The following is a 19,858-nucleotide window of genomic DNA, read 5'->3' on the forward strand; positions in this document are numbered from 1 at the left end:
TTTTGCTAATTATGGCATTTTGATCCATACTTTACGTAATTTATTTTCATTTTATTTAAATAATCGGGGTACGTTATGACAATTCGCATCGGTATCAATGGTTTTGGCCGTATTGGACGCCTAGTAATGCGCGCAGCAGCCGAGCGCAACGACATCGAAGTTGTTGCAATAAACGACTTACTAGACACGGACTACATTGCTTATCTTTTGAAATACGACTCTACACACGGTCTATTCGACGGTGAAGTTACAGTAGATAACAATAGTCTAGTTGTAAATGGCAAAACTATCCGCATTACTTCTGAAAGGGATCCAGCAGCGCTTAAATGGGACGAAGTAGACGTTGACGTAGTTGTTGAGTCGACAGGTTTATTCCTGACTAAAGAAACTGCCGCGAAGCATATTGAAGCTGGTGCGAAGAAAGTTGTAATGTCTGCACCGTCTAAAGACGACACGCCAATGTTTGTAATGGGTGTTAACCAAGAAAGCTACGCTGGCGAAACTATCGTTTCAAACGCGTCTTGCACAACTAACTGTCTTGCTCCACTTGCCAAAGTGCTTAACGATAAATTTGGTATCGTGGACGGCCTGATGACGACCGTTCACGCGACTACTGCGACTCAAAAAACGGTAGATGGCCCTTCAATGAAAGATTGGCGTGGCGGCCGCGGCGCGGGTCAAAACATCATTCCATCGTCAACTGGTGCTGCAAAAGCCGTAGGTAAAGTTATCCCTGAGCTTAATGGTAAGTTAACTGGTATGGCTTTCCGTGTACCTACCCCAAATGTTTCAGTAGTAGACCTTACTGTAAATCTTGCGAAGCCGGCTAGCTACGATGAAATTTGCGCAGCGATGAAAGAAGCCTCAGAAGGCGAGCTGAAAGGTATCATGGGTTACACTGAAGATGCGGTTGTGTCTAACGATTTCCTTGGCGATGCACGCACATCGATATTTGACGCCACAGCAGGTATCGCGCTTACTGACACATTTGTTAAGCTAGTATCTTGGTACGACAACGAATGGGGCTACTCAAACAAGGTTCTAGACCTTGTGGCTCACATTTCTAAGTAATAAACAAAATATAAAACAAATAGTTAAACTATTTGTTTCAAAATTGAGTTAATCTAAAGGTGCAAACATTATGTTTGCACCTTTTTTGTTGTCTCATATAAAGACGGTTTCCAGCGATGCCTATTTTCCCGTCATCTATTAGTAAGTTAAGTATTCAGTCCAAGGAGGACTTATGTCACCTGTGAATTCAGTTACCGTTAGCGAGTCTAATGGCCTCACCTTTTTAGATGTGGATAACGCTTTCGCCACAGCGCGTATAAGTTTATTTGGTGGCCATATTTTGTCTTTTGTTCCTAAAAGCGATAACAAAGAGCGGCTATGGGTAAGCCCACACGCTTATCTAAATGGAGAGCGACCTATTCGCGGTGGTATTCCGGTGTGCTGGCCTTGGTTTAGCGATGATCACGGTCGAGAAAAAGGTGCCCTCCCCGCTCACGGCTTTTTGAGAACACAAGTGTGGAAGCTGATTCATTCAGAAGATACAGAAAGCGGAACAACGATTACGCTTTCGCCAAGCTTTACCCGAGCAGAAGGGTTTGAGAATGATTGTAACGTGACCATGGTAATTACCGTTGGTGAGACGATGGACGTTGCGTTAACTACAGAAAATACGGGTGTTGTACCATTCGAATTTAACTGTGCGCTACATACATATTTCCACGTTGACCACATTCAACATACCCAAATAACTGGAATTGAAGGTCAATATAAAGACAAACTTGACGACTGGGGACTTAAGACGACACCGAGTCCTTACACCATCACAGGCGAAACGGATCGCATTCATGTTGCGCCGATTAAAACGGCAGAAATTGAAGTCGAAGGCAAAGCGTTCACGGAAGTGGTATCCGACGGCAATGACTCTTTGGTAGTGTGGAACCCGTGGTTAGGCGCCGCGTCTATTTCAGACATGGACCCATTTGGCTATAAGCATATGTTGTGCGTAGAAACATCGCTAACTCAGGGAAAGACACTGTCACCCGGTGCTAGCCACACACTGAAACAATCTATTGTTCCGAAGTAAATTATTTGAAGTGCAAGCGCAATTTCGCTGACACTTCGGAAGGTAGACAGTCGCAGTTCACGATCAAGAGATATAAAAAAACCTGCCAATGAGCAGGTTTTTTCATTTAAAGGTTCAGCAAATTACTGTTTAGCACCCGCAACAGCTTCTTTTGCTAGCTGCGTAATACGCGCCCAGTCACCTGATTCAATTGCGTCGTCAGGGGCAAGCCACGAACCACCTACACATTTAACGTTGTTAAGCGCTAAATAGTCATTGTAGTTGTTTGGACCAATGCCACCCGTTGGGCAAAACGTCACATCAGGGAAAGGACCACTGATTGACTTAATGGCTTTAACGCCACCTGAAGCCTCTGCTGGGAAGAATTTCATGTGGGTATAACCCGCATCTTTACCCTTCATCAAATCAGAAGTTGAAGAGATACCAGGGATAAGTGGAATTTCTGAATCCATACCCGCTTTTAGCAAATCAGCCGTCATACCTGGGCTAATTGCGAACTTAGCGCCAGCTTCAACTACCGCTTTAAGCTGCTGGGCGTTAGTCACGGTTCCAGCACCAATTAGCGAGTCAGGCACTTCTTGTGCAATTCGCTTAATCACGTCAATAGCAGCAGGGGTACGTAGCGTTACTTCTAGTACTTTAATACCACCTTCCATCAGCGCTTTTGCCAGAGGAACCGCTTTTTCTACGTCATTGATTACCAAAACAGGTACAACTGGACCGGCCGCAAAAATTTCCTCTGGAGAGTATTTCCATTTCGTTGTCATAATTTAGCTCGCTGTATTTTGATTCAGATATGCAGCCGCACCCAATAAACCATGATCAGGTTCTGCAATTAAATAGGTGGGAATGTCTTTCACGTAGTGCTTCATTTGCCCTTTCGCTTCAAAACGCGCTCTAAAATCGCTATTTTGAATAAATTCAGGGAAACGGTTAGCAATGCCACCACCAATGAAAATGCCGCCCGTGGTTGCCATGTTAAGTGCTAAATTACCCGCAAAGCTTCCCATAATTCGGCAGAATTGGGTAAGCGTCGCTTCAGCAATTTTACAGGTACCGTTCAGCGCAGCGTCAGTGATTTGAGCCGGCTCGGTAAATACAACTGGTGCTGATGCGTGGTTTGCTAGCGCGGTGTAAATATTATGCAGACCGCGTCCAGACATTACTTCTTCAGCAGAAGCACGTCCTAAGGTAGATTGAAGGTGACGCCATACGACAACATCGGTTTCATCTACCGGTGCAAAGTCTACATGACCACCTTCACCGTCCAGCGTCTGCCAGCCCGTTGAGGTCATTGTAATATGCTCAACACCCAATCCTGTACCAGGTCCAAAAACAGCGATATTGCCATTTTCTTTCGCAGTGCCTTCGCCAATTTGTACCACTTGCTCTTCGCCCAATACAGGCAAAGAGTGCGCTACGGCAGTGAAGTCATTGATAACGAACAACGCGTCTAGTTTAAGCTGAGAGCGAAGTGCATTTTGAGAAAATGCCCAGCTGTGATTCGTCATCTCGACTTGATCGCCCAATACTGGACATGCAATTGCAATACAACCTTGCGAAAAGCTGTATTCCGGCATGTCGCTAAAGTACTGCGCGATAGCGAGGTCGATGCTGGCGAAATCATTACACATGTATTTTTTGATGTCGGCTACACCTGACTCGGTTACCCTTGCAACACGAATATTCGTACCGCCAACATCAGCCACAAACTTCTGGCTCATTATGCTTGCTCCTGCGTGTAAAACAGTGAACATGCACCCTCTTCTGCACCCGTCAGAATAGCGCGCATACCCGCAAACATTTCACGTCCCATTCCAACGTGATGCTTAGCTAGGTTCGCTGGCGCTGCTTCACGTGCAGCCAGTGTTTCATCGTCCACATGCAGTGTTAGTGCACCAGTTTGCGTGTTTAGCTCAATAATGTCGCCCTCTTGCACTTTAGCAAGTAGACCGCCTTTATAAGCTTCTGGAGTCACGTGGATAGCTGCAGGAACTTTACCTGATGCACCAGACATACGACCGTCAGTAACTAGCGCCACTTTAAAGCCGCGATCTTGAAGCACCCCAAGAGGTGGCGTTAAGCGGTGAAGTTCTGGCATACCAATCGCTGAAGGACCTTGGAAGCGAACAACTACAATGCAGTCTTTGTCTAACTTGCCAGACTTAAACGCGTCATCGAGTTCAAACTGGTCTTCAAACACAACTGCTGGTGCTTTGATATTACAGTGAGGCGTGCGAAGTGCTGAGGTTTTAATAACGCCACGACCAAGATTGCCGTCAAGCACACTCAAACCACCATCTGGCTTAAACGGTGCGTCAACAGTTGCTAGCACTTCTTTATCAAGGGATTCCGTTGGGCCGTCTCGCCATTCTAATTCGCCGTCTTTAAGCACAGGCTCTTTAGTGTAGAAGTCTAAGCCTTCACCACAAATGGTCTTAACATCGTTATGTAGTAGACCCGCATCAAGCAACTGTCTAATTAGCAATGACATACCACCTGCTGCAACAAAGTGGTTAATGTCAGCTGAGCCATTCGGGTAAATGCGAGTAAGAAGAGGCACAGCATTAGAGATATCTGAAAAGTCGTCCCAATTTACGATGTAACCTGCAGCGCGTGCTACCGCAATAAGGTGCATGGTGTGGTTAGTAGAACCACCCGTAGCAAGAAGACCTACAAGGCCGTTCACAATGGCTTTTGCATCTACAATGTGACCAATTGGCGTATAGTTGTCGCCAAGGTCAGTTAAGCGTGTTGCTTGAACCGCAGCCGCTTTAGTTAACGCGTCGCGCAAAGGTGTGCCTGGATTAACAAACGAAGAACCCGGAAGGTGCAAGCCCATCATTTCAACCACTAGCTGGTTTGAATTTGCTGTGCCGTAGAAGGTACAGGTACCTGCTGAGTGATAAGATTGAGATTCAGCTTCAAGCAGTGCGTCACGCCCTACTTTACCTTCAGCGAATTCTTGGCGAACGCGCGCTTTTTCTTTATTCGGTAAGCCAGATGGCATTGGTCCCGCTGGAACAAAAACAGTTGGCAGGTGACCAAATGTAAGTGCGCCCATTAGCAGTCCAGGCACGATCTTATCGCAAATACCTAACATCAGTGTGCTATCAAACATGTTATGAGAAAGCGCGATAGCTGCACCCTGAGCGATATTATCACGACTCATTAGGCTTAAGTCCATGCCAGACTGGCCTTGCGTAACGCCATCGCACATAGCAGGAACACCACCAGCAAACTGTGCAACACTGCCAACTTCTTTCACAGCTTCTTTAATGAGCGCAGGATAGGTTTCATAAGGCTGGTGAGCTGAAAGCATATCGTTATAAGCAGATACTATAGCGACATTAGCCTTGGTCATCGAACGAAGGTCGGCTTTTTCACTCGTTCCACAGGCCGCAAAGCCATGCGCTAAGTTGCCGCAAGACAACACACCACGATGCGGGCCTTGACGACGTGCGTCTTCAATCTTTTCTAAATACGCTTTACGCGTTTCCTTGCTACGCTCAATAATACGTTGCGTAACTTCAGCAATTTTTGGATTCATTTTTTGTCTCCTATGGCGCCCACATCAGAGTGACCGGTGCTCTATTTACAACCGCGGTGATGGGCTTTTGCGCTTCGGTAGCATTTTCAATAGCATCTAGCAGTACTTGCTTTTTCTTTTCACCCGTTAAGTGTAAAAAGATATTTCGACTATTGAGTAACGCAGGTAGCGTTAATGAAATACGTTGATGAGGTGCTGTTGTAGGTTGAACAGCGATGCAAGTTCTGCCGCTGCTCATATCTAAGCCGTCAAGTACTTGTTCTGAACACGGGAAGAGCGATGCAGTGTGCCCATCTTCCCCCATGCCAAGAATCAATGCATCAAAAGGCTGTGACATGCTAGCTAGGTTAGACTCAGCTGCATTTACGCCTTCGTTTGCATCGTCAACATCGCTTTTAAGTTCGATAAAACGAGCTGCTGCGGCTTTTTTTTGAATTAGGTTGTTTTTCACTAAGCTGGTGTTGCTGGCCTCGTGGCCTTCTTCAACCCAGCGTTCGTCGGCAAGGGTGATGTCAACCTTATCCCACTCTAAATCGGTCTCACTAAGCTGCTTGAAAAGCGCCAGTGGAGTACGCCCCCCACTCACCACAAGCGACGCACGACCGCGAGTCTTAATACCTGTTTTCAAAATACTGACTAAGTCATGCGCGAATGCATCTGTCAGTGCGTCAGGTGTTTCAAATGATAGAGTTGTTAACGCCATATTATTTCTTCTTCACTGTTTTGCTTTCATACCAGCTGCGATTCTCACGCGCAAGAAGGCCAATAGAATCTACCGGGCCCCATGTACCTGCTTGATATGGCTCAGGCGGCTCGCTTGATTGCTTCCACGCTTCAAGAATTGAGTCAACCCACGTCCACGCCTGTTCTATTTCATCGCGACGAACAAATAGCGCCTGATTGCCCAACATGACTTCAAGGAGCAGCTTTTCGTATGCGTCAGGAATACGCTCGTCAGCGAACGCTTCAGAGAAGCTTAAGTTAAGCTTCGATTTTTGTAGGTCCATAGAACCAGAGCTAGTTAAGCCAGGCACTTTGTTCATTACAGTGATTTCTACACCTTCGTCCGGCTGCAGACGAATAACCAGCTTGTTTGGCGGAAGATTCTTGAAGCTGTCACCGAATAAGTTGTGCGGCTGACGCTTGAAGTAAATAACAACTTCACTCACCTTAGTCGGCATACGCTTACCTGTGCGCAGGTAAAATGGCACGCCGGCCCAACGCCAGTTGTCAATTTCAGCTTTTATTGCAATAAAGGTTTCAGTTTTACTCTGTGTATTGGCACCTTCTTCTTCAAGATAACCAGGTACTTCTTCACCTTTAACAAAACCAGACGTGTACTGACCGCGTACCGTGCTTTCGTTAATGTTAAACGAGTTGATAGGGCGAAGCGCTTTAAGCACTTTAAGCTTTTCATCACGAATGCTGTCGGCATCTAACGTTGTTGGCGGCTCCATTGCAACCAAGCTTAGGATTTGTAACAAGTGATTTTGCACCATGTCACGCATTTGCCCCGCGTCGTCGAAATAGCCCCATCGCCCTTCGATACCTACTGATTCCGCAACTGAAATTTGTACGTGGTCAATACAGTTGTGATCCCAGTTTGTTGCAAAAATAGAGTTAGCAAAACGAAGCGATACTAAGTTAAGTACCGTTTCTTTACCTAGATAATGGTCAATGCGGTAAATCTGTTTTTCGTCAAAGTATTCAGCAACTTGTTCATTGATCACTTTCGACGATGCCAAATCGTGACCGATTGGCTTTTCAAGCACTACACGAACACTTGAGTCGATAATTTTGCAGCTATGTAGGCCGCGACAAATGTCGCCATAAATAGCAGGCGGTGTAGCTAAGTAACACACCATGGTGCGAGTTGGGTCAACGTGGTCGTCTAAAACGCAGTAACTTTCCACATCTTTCATGTCTACGCATGCGTAATGCAAACGCGCTTTCATGCGTTCCCAAGTTTCTTCACATAAGTTCTTTTCACCAAACTTAATAAGGTTGGCGTGAACTTCTTCAATATATGCTTCAAGCTCCATTTCCTGACGCGCCACACCAACAATAGTAGTGTCTGGGTGCATCAAGTTAGCTTTTTCTAACTGATATAAAGAAGGCAATAACTTGCGTCGTGAAAGATCTCCCAGCGTACCAAAAAGTACAAAATCACAGGGCTCGTAGGAATTATCCAATACCATATTCGTCGACCTTATAAATGTATATGCTCGCAGCGTATTATAAAATTGTTTACAACACTAACGACTATTTTTACCGTATAGTTAACACCAAATGTAGTAAAATTACAACTTGAACCAACCATAGGATCCGAATCTTTACCATTTCCCTCAGTTTACCCTTATTTACCCTGTGAAAAACAACAAAATTTGTCAAAAAATTACATTTTTCTTGTCACAGACGTCACATTGGGTACTATTACGGATGTACCTTACAATAAATTGTGCTAACTAATTGCTATATCTGTATGAACATTTTAGAAAAAATCACACAAAATCAAGCGGCATTCAGTAAATCTGAGAAAAAAGTGGCTGAAGTCATTTTGGCTAATCCACAAACAGCCATTCATTCGAGTATAGCAACCCTAGCTAAGATGTCGGATGTTAGTGAACCTACTGTTAACCGATTCTGTCGAAGGCTCGATACGAAAGGCTTTCCAGACTTTAAACTCCATTTAGCGCAAAGTTTGGCGAATGGCACGCCCTACGTTAACCGACACGTTGATGAAAATGACAGTCCGGATGAATACACGAATAAGATTTTTGAGTCGACTATGGCCTCGCTTGAAGTTGCCCGTCAGTCAGTCAACGTCAATGTTGTTAATCGTGTAGTCGACCTGCTGACTCAGGCTCAGAAAATTTCGTTTTTCGGATTGGGCGCTTCAGCATCTGTTGCTCACGATGCGCTGAATAAGTTCTTTCGATTCAACGTTCCCGTTGTGTACTTTGAAGATATTCTGATGCAGCGTATGAGCTGTATGAATTGTTCGGCGGGAGATGTAGTTGTACTTATAAGCCATACCGGTCGTACAAAGAGTCTTGTTGAGATAGCGCAGATCGCCCGAATGAACGATGCCACAGTTGTTGGTATTACGTCGGCGGACAGCCCACTGGCTCAAGAGTGCAGCTACGTATTGTCGTTGGAAGTACCAGAAGATACTGATATGTATATGCCTATGGCGTCTCGCATTGCGCAGCTTACCCTCATTGACGTGCTTGCTACTGGATTCACGTTGCGCCGTGGTAATAAGTTCAGAGAAAACCTTAAGCGTGTTAAAGACACACTCCGGGGTTCACGATACGAAAAGCGCGGCGATTAAATCGCCATTACATTGATCATAGTCGCATTTATTGCCGTAGCAATGAACGGCTAATGAAGCCAGAATAACGCCTAACTGGTCGAGCCAGTTGGGCGTTTTTGTTTATTTCATTCACATTATTGTCAAATTCAACTATTATTCTGTAATAAAATTACGTAAAGCGATTACAGGTATTATCCCATTGTGGAATACCTAACACTTTTTGTCTTTTCTAACATAGAAACAGCGACGGAATCACATGACCAGAAGAACGAAAATTCTTGCCACCCTAGGACCTGCAACCGACTCTCTTGAAAAAATCCAGGCGCTCATAGCGGCAGGCGCGAATACAGTGCGTATGAACTTTTCTCATGGGCAGGCTGAAGATCATATTGAGCGTGCCAAGCGCGTTCGTCAGGCTGCAAAGAACTTAGGTAAATACGTAGCTATCTTAGGCGATCTTCAAGGTCCTAAAATTCGTGTCGCTCGTTTTTCAGAAGGTGCTGTTCACCTGGACGTAGGCGCTAAGTTTATCCTAGACGCAGAGCTTGGCCGCGATGAAGGCAATGTTAACCAAGTAGGTATTGATTACAAAGCGCTTCCTGATGATGTATCTGCAGGCGACATCCTTCTTCTTGATGACGGCCGTATTCAGCTTCGCGTAACGGGCGTTGAAGGTCGCAAGGTGCTTACTGAGGTCACCGTAGGTGGTAAACTTTCAAACAATAAAGGCATAAACCGTCAAGGCGGTGGGCTTTCCGCTGACGCGCTTACCGATAAAGATAAAGAAGACATCAAAACCGCGGCAAAGATTGGTGTTGATTACCTTGCGGTCTCATTTCCTCGAAGCGGTGCAGACCTGAATTATGCACGAGAACTTGCTGAAGCAGCAGGTTGCTACGCAAAAATTTGTGCGAAGGTTGAACGTGCTGAAACGGTAGCTTCTGATGAAGCCATGGACGACATCATTACAGCATCAGACGCCGTTATGGTAGCCCGTGGTGATTTAGGTGTTGAAATTGGAGACGCAGAACTTGTTGGCGTTCAGAAAAAGCTTATCGCCCGCTCTCGTCAACTGAATAAAGTGGTTATTACTGCGACTCAAATGATGGAGTCGATGATTGATAGCCCCATGCCAACGCGTGCAGAAGTAATGGACGTTGCGAACGCCGTACTTGATGGAACTGACGCGGTTATGCTTTCTGCTGAAACTGCCGCGGGTAACTTCCCTATCGAAACGGTTGCTGCTATGGCCCGAGTGTGTGAAGGTGCAGAAACCCATCCAAGCGTTAAAATCTCTAAGCACCGCATGGACCAGCAGTTTTCATCTACTAGCGAATCAATTGCCCTCTCTGCTGTATACGCTGCAAACCACTTGCCAAGCGTTAAAGCGATTGTAGGTTTAACTGAAAGCGGAACTACGCCAACATTGATGTCACGCATCACTACAGCTCTGCCAATTATTGCGATGTCTCGTCACGAATCAACGCTAAATACAATGGCACTTTGCCGTGGCGTTAAGCCGGTTTTCTTCGACTCATCTAACAGTGAACCTGGCAAATTGAAGTACGATGTCATTGCATCACTTAAAGAAAAAGGCTTAGTGAAAAGCGGAGACAGTATCATTCTGACTTATGGCGATGAAATGGAAAAAGTAGGCGCAACTAATACCCTTAAAATCGTAGAAGTCGAATAGCAACGAAAACAACATTAAAGCGAAGCTTAAAGCTTCGTTTTTTTTTGCCTGAAATTTGTGTGGATATGAAAGTCAAAAATGCCCCTTACGTTCTCAAAATGTAAAGGGCGTTTTCAATAATGATGTTTGGGCTAAATTGCCTGTGCGGTATAGCTCTCTGTCTCTTGAGCGATATCGTTCGCATATTGAGAAAGATGGTGGCTAAGGATGTTCTCAGCGCGCTCAACAAACTCGTCACGTTTAAATTTCCAGCCTCTTAAATCAGCTTGTTTTGCCTGCTTAACATAAAAATCTAAGCGTGTTTTTCTAAGCAGATGCGCCTTTTTGGATAGATCAAACTCTACAAGTGATAATGTCTGTTCAACTTTGACGATATCTGCGTGAACTGTGCGTTCAGCGTCATCAGCTGTTGCTTGGCTAATTGAAAGCTTACCCTGCCCGAACAAACCAATTAATGCTATTACAACTGAAACAACTATAGCTGAATAAACCCACTTTAAAACGTTCATGCCTCACTCCTTGACCAATTGTGAACTGCTCTTATTCTGAAGAACAACTTATTTGGTAAATGATCTTGGCGCTGAAAAGTTAGTGTATGCCAGTCAGCGCGCTAATTTTAATTACTATGTATAATTTGAATTTGCAGCTTCTATACCACAATATATTTCTTTGTATTTCAGTAAGATATAAAACAAGACTGCTACTACGAAATGTATTGAAAGAATTTTCTACACACTTTAAGAGAAATTTTCCGTGTCTTTGCTTTAGGCGTAATCAAAGCCCTTCCGTACAAAAGTTAGCGAAACGGCCTCAAGTAAACAGCAGATAAAGAATAAAGTGTTTAGTGCCTCTTCGGTGTTACCAAAAAGTTCATTTATTGCGCTAAATATTGCCGTGTGCATAGTCATCAGTATAAGTAGCATTGCTAAGCGATTGTCTATGAAGAAGTTTAAATGTCTAAAATAAAAATAATGCCTTTTGCCTTCTCGTTATTTGACGTTTCCGTTACACCATGGACTACGCCGGCACTATGTCGATGTAATGACCGGCCTACCTTGCTTATGTTAGGCAAGAAAAAAGGGGCGAATGCCCCTTTTCATTAAGTCGAGTAAAGAAACCATTAGTTCATTGCGGTTTCAGTAACTACGCGAAGGTTGCTTTCAACATCCTTGACATCAGAAGCATTCTTAGCAATTTCTACAGCTAGGTCGCGCTCAGCATCAGAATCAACGTCGCCAGTCAGTGTTACTACACCGTTTTCTACGTCAACATCGATGTCGAAACCTGAAATATCGGTATCCATAAGAAGACGGGTTTTGATTACTGTGGCGATTTTGGCGTCAGTTAATTCGCTTGTACCTTCGTCAACAGTATCTTCCATGTCATCTGACATGTCGCCTTCCATATCTTTGTCAGAGACAACCGTAAGCTTATTGTCTACAGACGTTACACCGTCAATATTCGCTACTAGCTCTTCCGCTAGCTTTTTATCAACAGAGTTCTCAACCTTACCAGTAAGAACGACATTACCGTTTTTAACGTCAGTATTAATGTCGAATGAATCAAGGTTACCATTGAACAACAGCGTTGCTTCTGCTTTGCCATCAATCCATGCGTCTTTGGCACCTTTCTCCCATTTATTACTTGTGCTGTCTGTGCCCATGTCACCTGCATATGCAGCTGTAGTCAAAGTTGTAGCAACAATCATAGAAATAAGTGAACGTTTCATAACATTTCTCCTTTGTCGAAACTCGTAGATAGTCATGCCATTTCCTTGCCAACAAAATAAAATATTGTTTTATATGATAAATATTCAGTTCCAGGGCTAGTTAAGTATGTTTTGTTTTGCAAACTTTGCCTTTGTTTGAGAACTTTTTACTTAACTCTGTTAATGCCCAAAACTCGTCAACGTCACTTAAGAAAGCACCTCTTAATTGTACTAGGAAATAACTCTTCGCCGTTGCCCGCCACCTTGTTGCAGTGATGCCTAGGTTAAACTTATTTCACAAAGCAGCCGTAGTTATAACGATTCGTATCGCTTCACTAGCTGCCATTAATTTAATCTTGCAGACAGAAGCAACAGGTGGAGTATTTTTCGTTAATTAAACTCAAGGACCAACTAGACATGGATACTGCACTTACTGCTGTTTCAGTCTTATTTATAGCCGTAAGCTGGGCCCCTTTGCTTCCTTCTTCTCATTGGTTAGTAAGAGTGTGGGAATTTCCGCGACTACAAATAGCAGCTATCATTTCTTTGCTAATTGCTGGGCATATTTTTGAATCAACCTATTACGCACAGATAGATAGCCTAGCAGTAATTATTGTCGCTGGATTAACAGTTAGCCTTATTTATCAGGTTATCTGGATCATTCCTTATACCCCTCTGTATAAAAGAGAAGTTAGGCACGTCGAGGTTGAGAGTGCGAGCCAAAAGCTAAGTGTTTTATCAAGCAATGTGTATATGCCTAATGACGATTTTCGCAAGCTCATTGAACACGTACGTAATAAGCAACCTGATTTTCTCGTAACGTTGGAATCTAATGAGAAGTGGCAGAAAGGCATCAGTGAAATTGAATCTGAATACCCGTATCGTAAATTTTGCCCACTCGAAAACCTCTACGGTATGCATCTTTATAGTAAGCTTCCCTTTGAAGAGGTCTCATTGCGATTTCTAATAGAAGAAGATGTGCCGTCTATGAAAGTTAAAATCAATCACCACGGACAAGATGTCACGCTATATTTTCTTCATCCAAAACCACCAAGCCCAACAGAAAACACGTATGCAAAGCCCAGAGACGTAGAACTTAATGTTGTGGGGGAAGAAATAGCTGAAACAGAGGGCCCTATTGTCGTCGCTGGCGATCTTAACGATGTAGCTTGGTCACCTACTACCAGAAAGTTCAAGAAAATAAGCGGACTTTTAGACCCACGAGAGGGGCGCGGTTTTTTCAATACATTTCACGCGAAATATCCTTTAGTGAAATGGCCGTTAGACCACGTATTTCACTCGGAACACTTTGCATTGGTCAATATAGAGAAGCTTGAAAGCATAGGCTCAGACCACTACCCGCTTTATACTGAACTAGCGCTAATCACGGACAAAGATTAATATTCAAGACTTTAACTTTAATGAAAGCTACGGTGTTTGACACACCACATGAGGCTATCACACGCCTCCTCACGCTTTTTAAAGTGGGCCAGCCCTATTAGCTTGTTATCCCGAGGCCAAACCGCTTGGTTAAGCACCTCATGATCTTCTGCCGATAGTTGTTCGCTATCTAACACAATCTCAACCGCTTTTTTATTGGGTTTTATTAATGTGGGGTTAGCTTCTTTGACCAGAGCAGAGTTCACACAAATATACTCTCTCTTAACAGGATCTCTCACCACGCCGATGTAGTTGTTGTCACAAATTATAGCTGGCCAGCCTTCCGTTATTCTGCTCTGTCCAAACATTACGAGTGTAAAAGCAACAAGAACGAAAAGCGTTAAACCGATAAATTGAGCGCTCAAATCTGGTGCTACACTTACAATAACGCCGACAACAGCAGCGAAAAATATCCAGCCGCCGAATACTCTGCGCATAGCATTTGGTGAGATACCAGATATAACATCAACCACCTTTAATGATTGTTTGTCATAGTGTCGAATGAATACAGACGATTGTGATTCCACAGCCTTTGTCCACCAGAAAAAATACGAAATACAGAAATTAATACGTTACAAGTAAGGCTGAAGATTTACCTACTCTCTGAGTGAGTAAAAACCAATAATATGAGATTAGTTCTACTCGAAAGAAAACGTGTTAAGCAATATTTGTAGGAATATTTAAACTATTGAATTGTAATGTTTAACCTACTAACCAACCATATCAAAATATGTGGGAACGGCAAAGCAATTACGCGCTAGATGCACAGTAAAACAAGACTTATGAAAAGAAGCGTCATGTTAAACTGCAAATAAGAACAAACCACCAAAAATTAATATAAAAAACTGCTGTTGGCCTCTATACATTCGTTTGTAAATTTTTCTCTCCCTTTGCACCTCTTGCTTGCCTTGGCGCTCAACCATTGCTAAAAATTTTCAAAAACATAACTTGATAACAATTCTTTTATTTAACAATCAATAATTTACAAAAAAAGGAACACTCTTTGCCTGTACGAAAGTATAACGTTCAACATTTCATGTCGTCGTTATTACAGGTTCAACAAATTAGAAAGGGAGGAAGAGTATGCGTTCACCGATAAGTGCAGTAACTATTGTTAAGAGCAGAACTGAGAAGCTGACCAATTTGATAACTCAGTTAGAGCAATGCTCTCCAACGCCAGATGAGCTAGTCATTGTTTGGATGGCACCTCCTTCTGATTTGTCACTCGTACGCAGTGACAAATTCGACATTGTTCACAAGTTTGTGACTCAAGATGCGCTTCCGATAGCGAAAGCGCGCAACAAGGGTATGTCAGCGGCCAAGCACGCGAATTTAGTTTACCTAAACGTAGACGCAGTTATTGCCCCATCGCTTTTTAGAGATGGCTTGCTTGCGCTTCGTGACAACACCGTAGTGATCACATCAGTGGTGTTTTTACCCAATGAGCGCTGTTGCAAACCCTACCGACAAATTTCAAAAGATGAAAAAGAAATCGGTTATTTAGCAAGTAATGACGACACGTTACCCGAAGACGACAATAACGAAATACCTTCAAGAGATCAGGAAATTAATCATGGAAAGTTTAGTGACGATAGTATTTGTTCTACAGTGTTTTTTATTCGTAAGGCAGACTTTCATAAAACCGGCGGCTTCGATGAAGGCTACGCGGGTTTCGGACTAAACGACGAAGATTTTTTCACTAACTGTAGAGCATTAGGGTTTTCGTTAGAGCAATTGCCCACGCGCACATTTGCACCACACCGCCCTAATTATCAATGCCCGATAAATCACCTTTTAGACTTTGTTCATAATGCACAGCGTTTTCACTCGAAATGGGGATTTTACCCATGTGTCAATGTATTGAACGCGTATGCAGACCAAGGTTTTATTAATGCTGACTTCAAGCAAAACGGCATTAAGATCAAGCACCTCCCCCAGCAGGTAGAGGAAGACACACCAGGAGCTCCGGCCGAGAAGCCAATGGTAACGAACGCTCAGAACAATATCGCGTTCACATCTTTTCATTCCCCAGAGAAAGAATCTGGTCTTCTGAGCACTTCAGCTTAAGCGATATTGCATTATGGCGGGAAAGCACTCGGATTAGATGCTCGCGAGCAATAGAAAGCTCGCGAGCGCAGTAATTGTTAGATGTCAAAGTTTACGCCTGAAGGCATCTACTACTGGTTACTGTTGACGCGCTTCTGCAATGGCGCTTGGCTTTTCTTGTTGCCAGTTAAGTCGCATATCCCACTTGAAACGATGTTCAGGCTTAAGCGGTGGCTGCTCGGCATCAATAGTGCTTAACACATTAGTCGCCTTAGTCAGCGTTGCGTCGCGACCGAACAAATAGCTTTGCTCATTCACTATGGTCAAATACGCTTTGTTCAACGCATACGCGCGCTCTGGTGAAGGAGTAATGATGTCGTACACTGACTTGGCACGCTGCACTTCTTCCACCTTGACCATGCCTTTTTCATCAAACCATTTGGCCAGCATTTCTCCGTTTTGACGGAACTCATCGCCACCGCCCACGCGCTCCATATAAGTAAGGAACTCGCCTTTTTCCTCGTTGATATTTGGCACATCTTCAATTTCACGCAGGTCTATATAGCCCCACCCCATTTGTCCGGGAACTTTCCGTGCAAATGAAAATGTTTGGTCAAAGGTTGACCCTACTGTTTTGTGACAGCCGTTACAAAACGCAAGCTCTTGATCGTGCTGTGCACGAAGTTCGCCCTGCTCATTTTCAATGAAGCCATTAATTGTCCAGCCAAAGCCGTTGTCTATTCCTTTTTCACCTAAGTAGCGGGTTTGAGGCAGCTTTTCAAAATGCTTATCTTTTGCTTCCGCATAATAGGCAGACGCTAAACTTTCTCTGCTTCTGAACATATGCTTTTTCATGTAGCGCACTTCCTTCATACGCGGCGCGTTATAAATATTCCCGTTTTCATCCACGCCAATGTAGCGCACGGTATGTAAGAATTCTGTACCTTCGGGGTAAAGCATGTGCGCTAGCGGAACATCGCTTGCGTCGCCAACATAATGCGACAAACGAGCGATTTCAGTCACTGAATTGGAAAGTTTTCCGTCTTGGTTTACGTCAAGGTTCAACGCTAATTCGTTGACCGGCGCCGCAGTTAACTTATCCAGATCTTTAAGTGCCATTTCAACCAAGCTTAGGTTCAATGTATAGATAGCCTTGTTATACTTGCCTTTTAGCCTTTGAAAGCTTTCAGGAAGCCTTATCATAGCATCGCCAGTTGACCCGTTAGTCGGCCAAAAAGTACTTGGGAAGGGCTTGTAATTGTACGAGACCCATCCACTGCCATCTTTAGCAAAACCGTCGCCATCAAATGCCTTGTCAGCAGCGCTCAAGTTTTCAATACGCATGTAGTCTGGCATGGCGTCATTGTTAAGCGAAGCGGTATAGTTGTCTTGCGCTATATATTTTTTAATCGTGGCATCATCAATGCCCGCAATTAGTGATGTACGGTCAATAAACAGGTTTTTCCAGCTGTTTGTTAACCCTACGTCAGAAAATTCGTAGTTGCCCTGTAACGTGCCATCGCCCATTTGATTAGGACGCTTTTCCATTGAATCGTAACTTTGGTGGCATGCATAACATGGGTTGTTAACACCTTCTGTTTTGGTGTAACACTGGGGAGGAATAACCGATTCAGGGTTATACACTTCATCGTGTTCAATATATGCCAGAGCGGGAATAGCATCGCCTTCTTGATAAGGATAAGCGTGTGTGCTGTCGGCCTTTTCGTGAGTAGAAGGAGGCAGTTGCGTGTCAACTGTAAAGCTTGTTGAGTTTTGCTCATAGTTTGACTGATTGTTCACGTCAGTACCCGTGTTATCAGTGCATCCTGCACTGATAAGTAGTGAAAGTAGAATGCCTACACCTGAAGTTATTTTTAACATTTTCATAATCGTCACAACAGAAAAATCCGGGCACATAAGTGCCCGGAGTATTTTTAAATTAAAAAGAAAACTTACTTATCTGCTGGCTCATACATCCAAAGCGTATTGTTTTCTTGGAAACCGTCTTCTCCGATAAGAATACGGCCGTCGTTCATCACCACTACGTTATCTGGTTGAGAAAGCTGTTCAACGTCACAACGCTCGGCGCCAGTTAGGCTTGAACGGTATGTGCCGCCCATCACCACAGGTTCAATACGAGAGATGTTATAGCCTTCTTCAAGCTTGGCACGATAAACGCCACCACAGTCTTTAACGCGGGCTGAAAGCTGCATATCGCCTTCACCGTCAATCATTGTGTTGTCGATATCAGCGATGCCGATGTAAAGGTATGCATTCTGTACCACTTCACCTTCGATAGTATCTGCACCTTCAACCGCTTCCTTTGCGCGTTTCTGGTTGATTGAGATACCTTCCAGTTTTCTCCACTCTGCGGTAGCCCCTTTGAGACGGGCCGCCGCACGACTCTCTAAGAACGCTACGCGGTTATCCATTGGCTGTCCTGCTGTTACGCTAGAGCCCCCTTCCTCTACCGTTGGATAGGTCGCATCGCCATCAGCCCACGCTTGAACGTCGGCCATAGTAATGTAAGAGCTTTGTCCATCTACGTAGTCGTCGGTACCAATACCATTGTATTCATCAATCCACGCGCGAATAGTCAGGTTATCACCGCTAGCTAATTCCACCCATTCAACCGCAAAACCAGTAGTCGCAGGGTCGTTCTGACCTGCATCCTGAGTGAGCTTAGCGCCGTAAAGTGTACCTGCCGACAAGTCTTCAGCTGTGTCTGCGACAAACTTAAACAGTACGCCTCCCGTATCATCTTGAGAAAGGTAAACCGTTTTGCCGTCAGGCATGACCGTTGAGTTTTCGTGCTCATAACGGCCCATGGCAAAATGCTTAACAATAACCGGCTCATCAGCCAACGGCTCTGTTACTTCCGCAATATAGCCATAGTTGTACGGGTTTGGCGCATCTGGTGCCGTCATTTGCCACATACGACCTAAGCGCGCATCTGTAGAAACGGCCTCTGGGTTATTCCAGCTTGGTGATGTTGTCGTATCCACCGCCGAATCAACCACCCACTCTTCTGAAGTAAGCGGTGTACCCCAAGGTGACATTGAACCAAAGCAGTTTGCCGCCGTTCCCCATACTGGCGAGAAATCCAGCATCATAGCTTCAGTTACTTCCCACATACCAAACTCGTCTTTCTCCACTTTCATGCGGCTCATACCGCCAGGAAGTTCTTCCCAGTTCGAGAAAAGGTAACCTTCGCCTTCGGCGGTTGAGATGAAGCCGTTAAAGTCAGGCATGTCATTTTCAAGAACCAACTCTTCGCCATCCAACGTGTAGATGTGACCTAAGCCTTCTGGTAGGTCAGTACCGAAAGTGTCGCCCGTTTGTCCAAGTACTTGATATTGACCAATGGCAGAAACCACCAGCTCTTTTTCTTCATCTGAGCTTGGTACAGGTGAATTTGGTAATGTTACTGGCAGATTGTTGAAGTTAGCACCTGCAAGCACGCCCACTGTACCGGTGTTAATAGGCATTGCATTTACACTGGTTGTCGCCGCATTAGTGCCAGACGGGTGCTGAACGTTAAAAAATAAATCGCCTTCGTCTGTTAAGAATATACCGGTCACTTCTGCACCAAGTGGAACCGTAGCAATACGTGTTAGCGTACCTGCACTATCACCTTGAGGACCTTGGTCGCCCACCGGGCCTTGCTCACCTACAGGGCCTTGTACACCGTCTTCGCCATCGTCACCTTCCAGTGAACAGGCAGTCATCCCTAGTGTTACAGCCAGTGCTATCGCTGAATACTTAATTCCACGAATTGTTTCGCTTTTCATTATAGTTCCTTGCTTATACTTGTTTTCGATGTTGAGTGGAGGTAAGCAGAAGACTCACCTCAGTAAACGGTCTTAGCGGGCGAAAGTCTGGAGGACATTTGTGACATTCCGGTGACAGTGAATTGACACCCAAATGAAGCTTTATTGACACAAGGGTCTGAAAAAACGAATAAAACAAATGCGAAGATTTACGAAGGCGCTGTAATCATTGGGATTATT

The 19,858-nt window shown here is 44.4% G+C and carries 16 protein-coding genes; 6 read left to right on the forward strand and 10 right to left on the reverse strand.

Annotated elements, in window-relative coordinates; genetic code table 11:
- Positions 1-75 precede the first annotated feature (75 nt).
- Positions 76-1,071, forward strand: coding sequence for a type I glyceraldehyde-3-phosphate dehydrogenase (gene gap, locus RJ41_RS02275; protein WP_039216562.1), 996 nt, complete (start codon positions 76-78; stop codon positions 1,069-1,071).
- 172 nt (positions 1,072-1,243) lie between these two features.
- A complete protein-coding gene (locus RJ41_RS02280) occupies positions 1,244-2,095 on the forward strand; it encodes a D-hexose-6-phosphate mutarotase (protein WP_039216563.1) in 852 nt (283 codons plus the stop codon).
- A gap of 122 nt (positions 2,096-2,217) precedes the next feature.
- On the opposite strand, the gene RJ41_RS02285 is transcribed toward RJ41_RS02280, so the two are convergent.
- The 5 genes from RJ41_RS02285 to zwf are packed head-to-tail and all read right to left on the reverse strand — an operon-like array spanning position 2,218 to position 7,843.
- The gene (locus RJ41_RS02285) at positions 2,218-2,862 is read right to left on the reverse strand and encodes a bifunctional 4-hydroxy-2-oxoglutarate aldolase/2-dehydro-3-deoxy-phosphogluconate aldolase (RefSeq protein ID WP_014949849.1); all 645 of its coding nucleotides are present in this window, start codon (positions 2,860-2,862) and stop codon (positions 2,218-2,220) included.
- Between the two features lie 3 nt (positions 2,863-2,865).
- On the reverse strand, positions 2,866-3,819 hold the full coding sequence (locus RJ41_RS02290) for a glucokinase (protein WP_014949850.1): 954 nt from the start codon (positions 3,817-3,819) through the stop codon (positions 2,866-2,868).
- Complete coding sequence (gene edd / locus RJ41_RS02295; RefSeq protein WP_039216564.1) at positions 3,819-5,645, reverse strand: phosphogluconate dehydratase; 1,827 nt, start codon at positions 5,643-5,645, stop codon at positions 3,819-3,821. The genes RJ41_RS02290 and edd overlap by 1 nt, the downstream gene beginning before the upstream one ends.
- Before the next feature lie 10 nt (positions 5,646-5,655).
- Complete coding sequence (gene pgl / locus RJ41_RS02300) at positions 5,656-6,348, reverse strand: 6-phosphogluconolactonase (protein WP_039216565.1); 693 nt, start codon at positions 6,346-6,348, stop codon at positions 5,656-5,658.
- Between the two features lies 1 nt (position 6,349).
- Complete coding sequence (gene zwf, locus RJ41_RS02305) at positions 6,350-7,843, reverse strand: glucose-6-phosphate dehydrogenase (protein ID WP_015067466.1); 1,494 nt, start codon at positions 7,841-7,843, stop codon at positions 6,350-6,352.
- Between the two features lie 284 nt (positions 7,844-8,127).
- Here zwf and RJ41_RS02310 point away from each other — a divergent pair, with 284 nt between their 5' ends.
- Both RJ41_RS02310 and pyk read left to right on the forward strand, forming a co-directional pair.
- A complete protein-coding gene (locus tag RJ41_RS02310) occupies positions 8,128-8,979 on the forward strand; it encodes a MurR/RpiR family transcriptional regulator (RefSeq protein WP_015067467.1) in 852 nt (283 codons plus the stop codon).
- A gap of 238 nt (positions 8,980-9,217) precedes the next feature.
- Positions 9,218-10,654, forward strand: a complete 1,437-nt coding sequence (gene pyk / locus RJ41_RS02315; protein ID WP_039216566.1) for a pyruvate kinase — start codon at positions 9,218-9,220, stop codon at positions 10,652-10,654.
- 131 nt (positions 10,655-10,785) lie between these two features.
- On the opposite strand, the gene RJ41_RS02320 is transcribed toward pyk, so the two are convergent.
- Both RJ41_RS02320 and RJ41_RS02325 read right to left on the reverse strand, forming a co-directional pair.
- Entirely contained in the window at positions 10,786-11,163 is a 378-nt protein-coding gene (locus RJ41_RS02320; protein WP_039216567.1) for a hypothetical protein, read from the reverse strand.
- Positions 11,164-11,774: 611 nt separating this feature from the next.
- Positions 11,775-12,383, reverse strand: a complete 609-nt coding sequence (locus RJ41_RS02325) for a BON domain-containing protein (protein WP_039216568.1) — start codon at positions 12,381-12,383, stop codon at positions 11,775-11,777.
- A 396-nt stretch (positions 12,384-12,779) separates the two neighbouring features.
- Between RJ41_RS02325 and RJ41_RS02330 the strand changes: the two genes are divergently transcribed.
- Positions 12,780-13,763, forward strand: a complete 984-nt coding sequence (locus tag RJ41_RS02330) for an endonuclease/exonuclease/phosphatase family protein (RefSeq protein WP_039216569.1) — start codon at positions 12,780-12,782, stop codon at positions 13,761-13,763.
- 17 nt (positions 13,764-13,780) lie between these two features.
- On the opposite strand, the gene RJ41_RS02335 is transcribed toward RJ41_RS02330, so the two are convergent.
- Entirely contained in the window at positions 13,781-14,329 is a 549-nt protein-coding gene (locus tag RJ41_RS02335) for a hypothetical protein (protein WP_039216570.1), read from the reverse strand.
- Between the two features lie 556 nt (positions 14,330-14,885).
- On the opposite strand from RJ41_RS02335, the gene RJ41_RS02340 reads away from it, so the two are divergent.
- Positions 14,886-15,869 (forward strand): glycosyltransferase family 2 protein, encoded by a 984-nt coding sequence (locus RJ41_RS02340; protein ID WP_039216571.1) that lies wholly within the window; start codon positions 14,886-14,888, stop codon positions 15,867-15,869.
- Positions 15,870-15,986: 117 nt separating this feature from the next.
- Here RJ41_RS02340 and RJ41_RS02345 read toward each other — a convergent pair whose 3' ends face one another.
- Together RJ41_RS02345 and RJ41_RS02350 are read right to left on the reverse strand one after the other, a co-directional pair.
- The gene (locus RJ41_RS02345; protein ID WP_039216572.1) at positions 15,987-17,735 is read right to left on the reverse strand and encodes a hypothetical protein; all 1,749 of its coding nucleotides are present in this window, start codon (positions 17,733-17,735) and stop codon (positions 15,987-15,989) included.
- Between the two features lie 65 nt (positions 17,736-17,800).
- Positions 17,801-19,639, reverse strand: coding sequence for an alkaline phosphatase PhoX (locus RJ41_RS02350; RefSeq protein WP_039216573.1), 1,839 nt, complete (start codon positions 19,637-19,639; stop codon positions 17,801-17,803).
- Positions 19,640-19,858 lie beyond the last annotated feature (219 nt).

This window comes from Alteromonas marina, from assembly GCF_000808575.1.
GTDB classification, from domain to species: domain Bacteria; phylum Pseudomonadota; class Gammaproteobacteria; order Enterobacterales; family Alteromonadaceae; genus Alteromonas; species Alteromonas marina_A.

What these genes read in the sequence shown, in the direction of transcription:
- gap (WP_039216562.1), top strand. Translation starts at nt 76, where the DNA reads ATGACAATTCGCATCGGTATCAATGGTTTTGGCCGTATTGGACGCCTA.
- RJ41_RS02280 (WP_039216563.1), top strand. Translation starts at nt 1,244, where the DNA reads ATGTCACCTGTGAATTCAGTTACCGTTAGCGAGTCTAATGGCCTCACC.
- RJ41_RS02285 (WP_014949849.1), bottom strand. Translation starts at nt 2,862, where the DNA reads ATGACAACGAAATGGAAATACTCTCCAGAGGAAATTTTTGCGGCCGGT.
- RJ41_RS02290 (WP_014949850.1), bottom strand. Translation starts at nt 3,819, where the DNA reads ATGAGCCAGAAGTTTGTGGCTGATGTTGGCGGTACGAATATTCGTGTT.
- edd (WP_039216564.1), bottom strand. Translation starts at nt 5,645, where the DNA reads ATGAATCCAAAAATTGCTGAAGTTACGCAACGTATTATTGAGCGTAGC.
- pgl (WP_039216565.1), bottom strand. Translation starts at nt 6,348, where the DNA reads ATGGCGTTAACAACTCTATCATTTGAAACACCTGACGCACTGACAGAT.
- zwf (WP_015067466.1), bottom strand. Translation starts at nt 7,843, where the DNA reads ATGGTATTGGATAATTCCTACGAGCCCTGTGATTTTGTACTTTTTGGT.
- RJ41_RS02310 (WP_015067467.1), top strand. Translation starts at nt 8,128, where the DNA reads ATGAACATTTTAGAAAAAATCACACAAAATCAAGCGGCATTCAGTAAA.
- pyk (WP_039216566.1), top strand. Translation starts at nt 9,218, where the DNA reads ATGACCAGAAGAACGAAAATTCTTGCCACCCTAGGACCTGCAACCGAC.
- RJ41_RS02320 (WP_039216567.1), bottom strand. Translation starts at nt 11,163, where the DNA reads ATGAACGTTTTAAAGTGGGTTTATTCAGCTATAGTTGTTTCAGTTGTA.
- RJ41_RS02325 (WP_039216568.1), bottom strand. Translation starts at nt 12,383, where the DNA reads ATGAAACGTTCACTTATTTCTATGATTGTTGCTACAACTTTGACTACA.
- RJ41_RS02330 (WP_039216569.1), top strand. Translation starts at nt 12,780, where the DNA reads ATGGATACTGCACTTACTGCTGTTTCAGTCTTATTTATAGCCGTAAGC.
- RJ41_RS02340 (WP_039216571.1), top strand. Translation starts at nt 14,886, where the DNA reads ATGCGTTCACCGATAAGTGCAGTAACTATTGTTAAGAGCAGAACTGAG.
- RJ41_RS02345 (WP_039216572.1), bottom strand. Translation starts at nt 17,735, where the DNA reads ATGAAAATGTTAAAAATAACTTCAGGTGTAGGCATTCTACTTTCACTA.
- RJ41_RS02350 (WP_039216573.1), bottom strand. Translation starts at nt 19,639, where the DNA reads ATGAAAAGCGAAACAATTCGTGGAATTAAGTATTCAGCGATAGCACTG.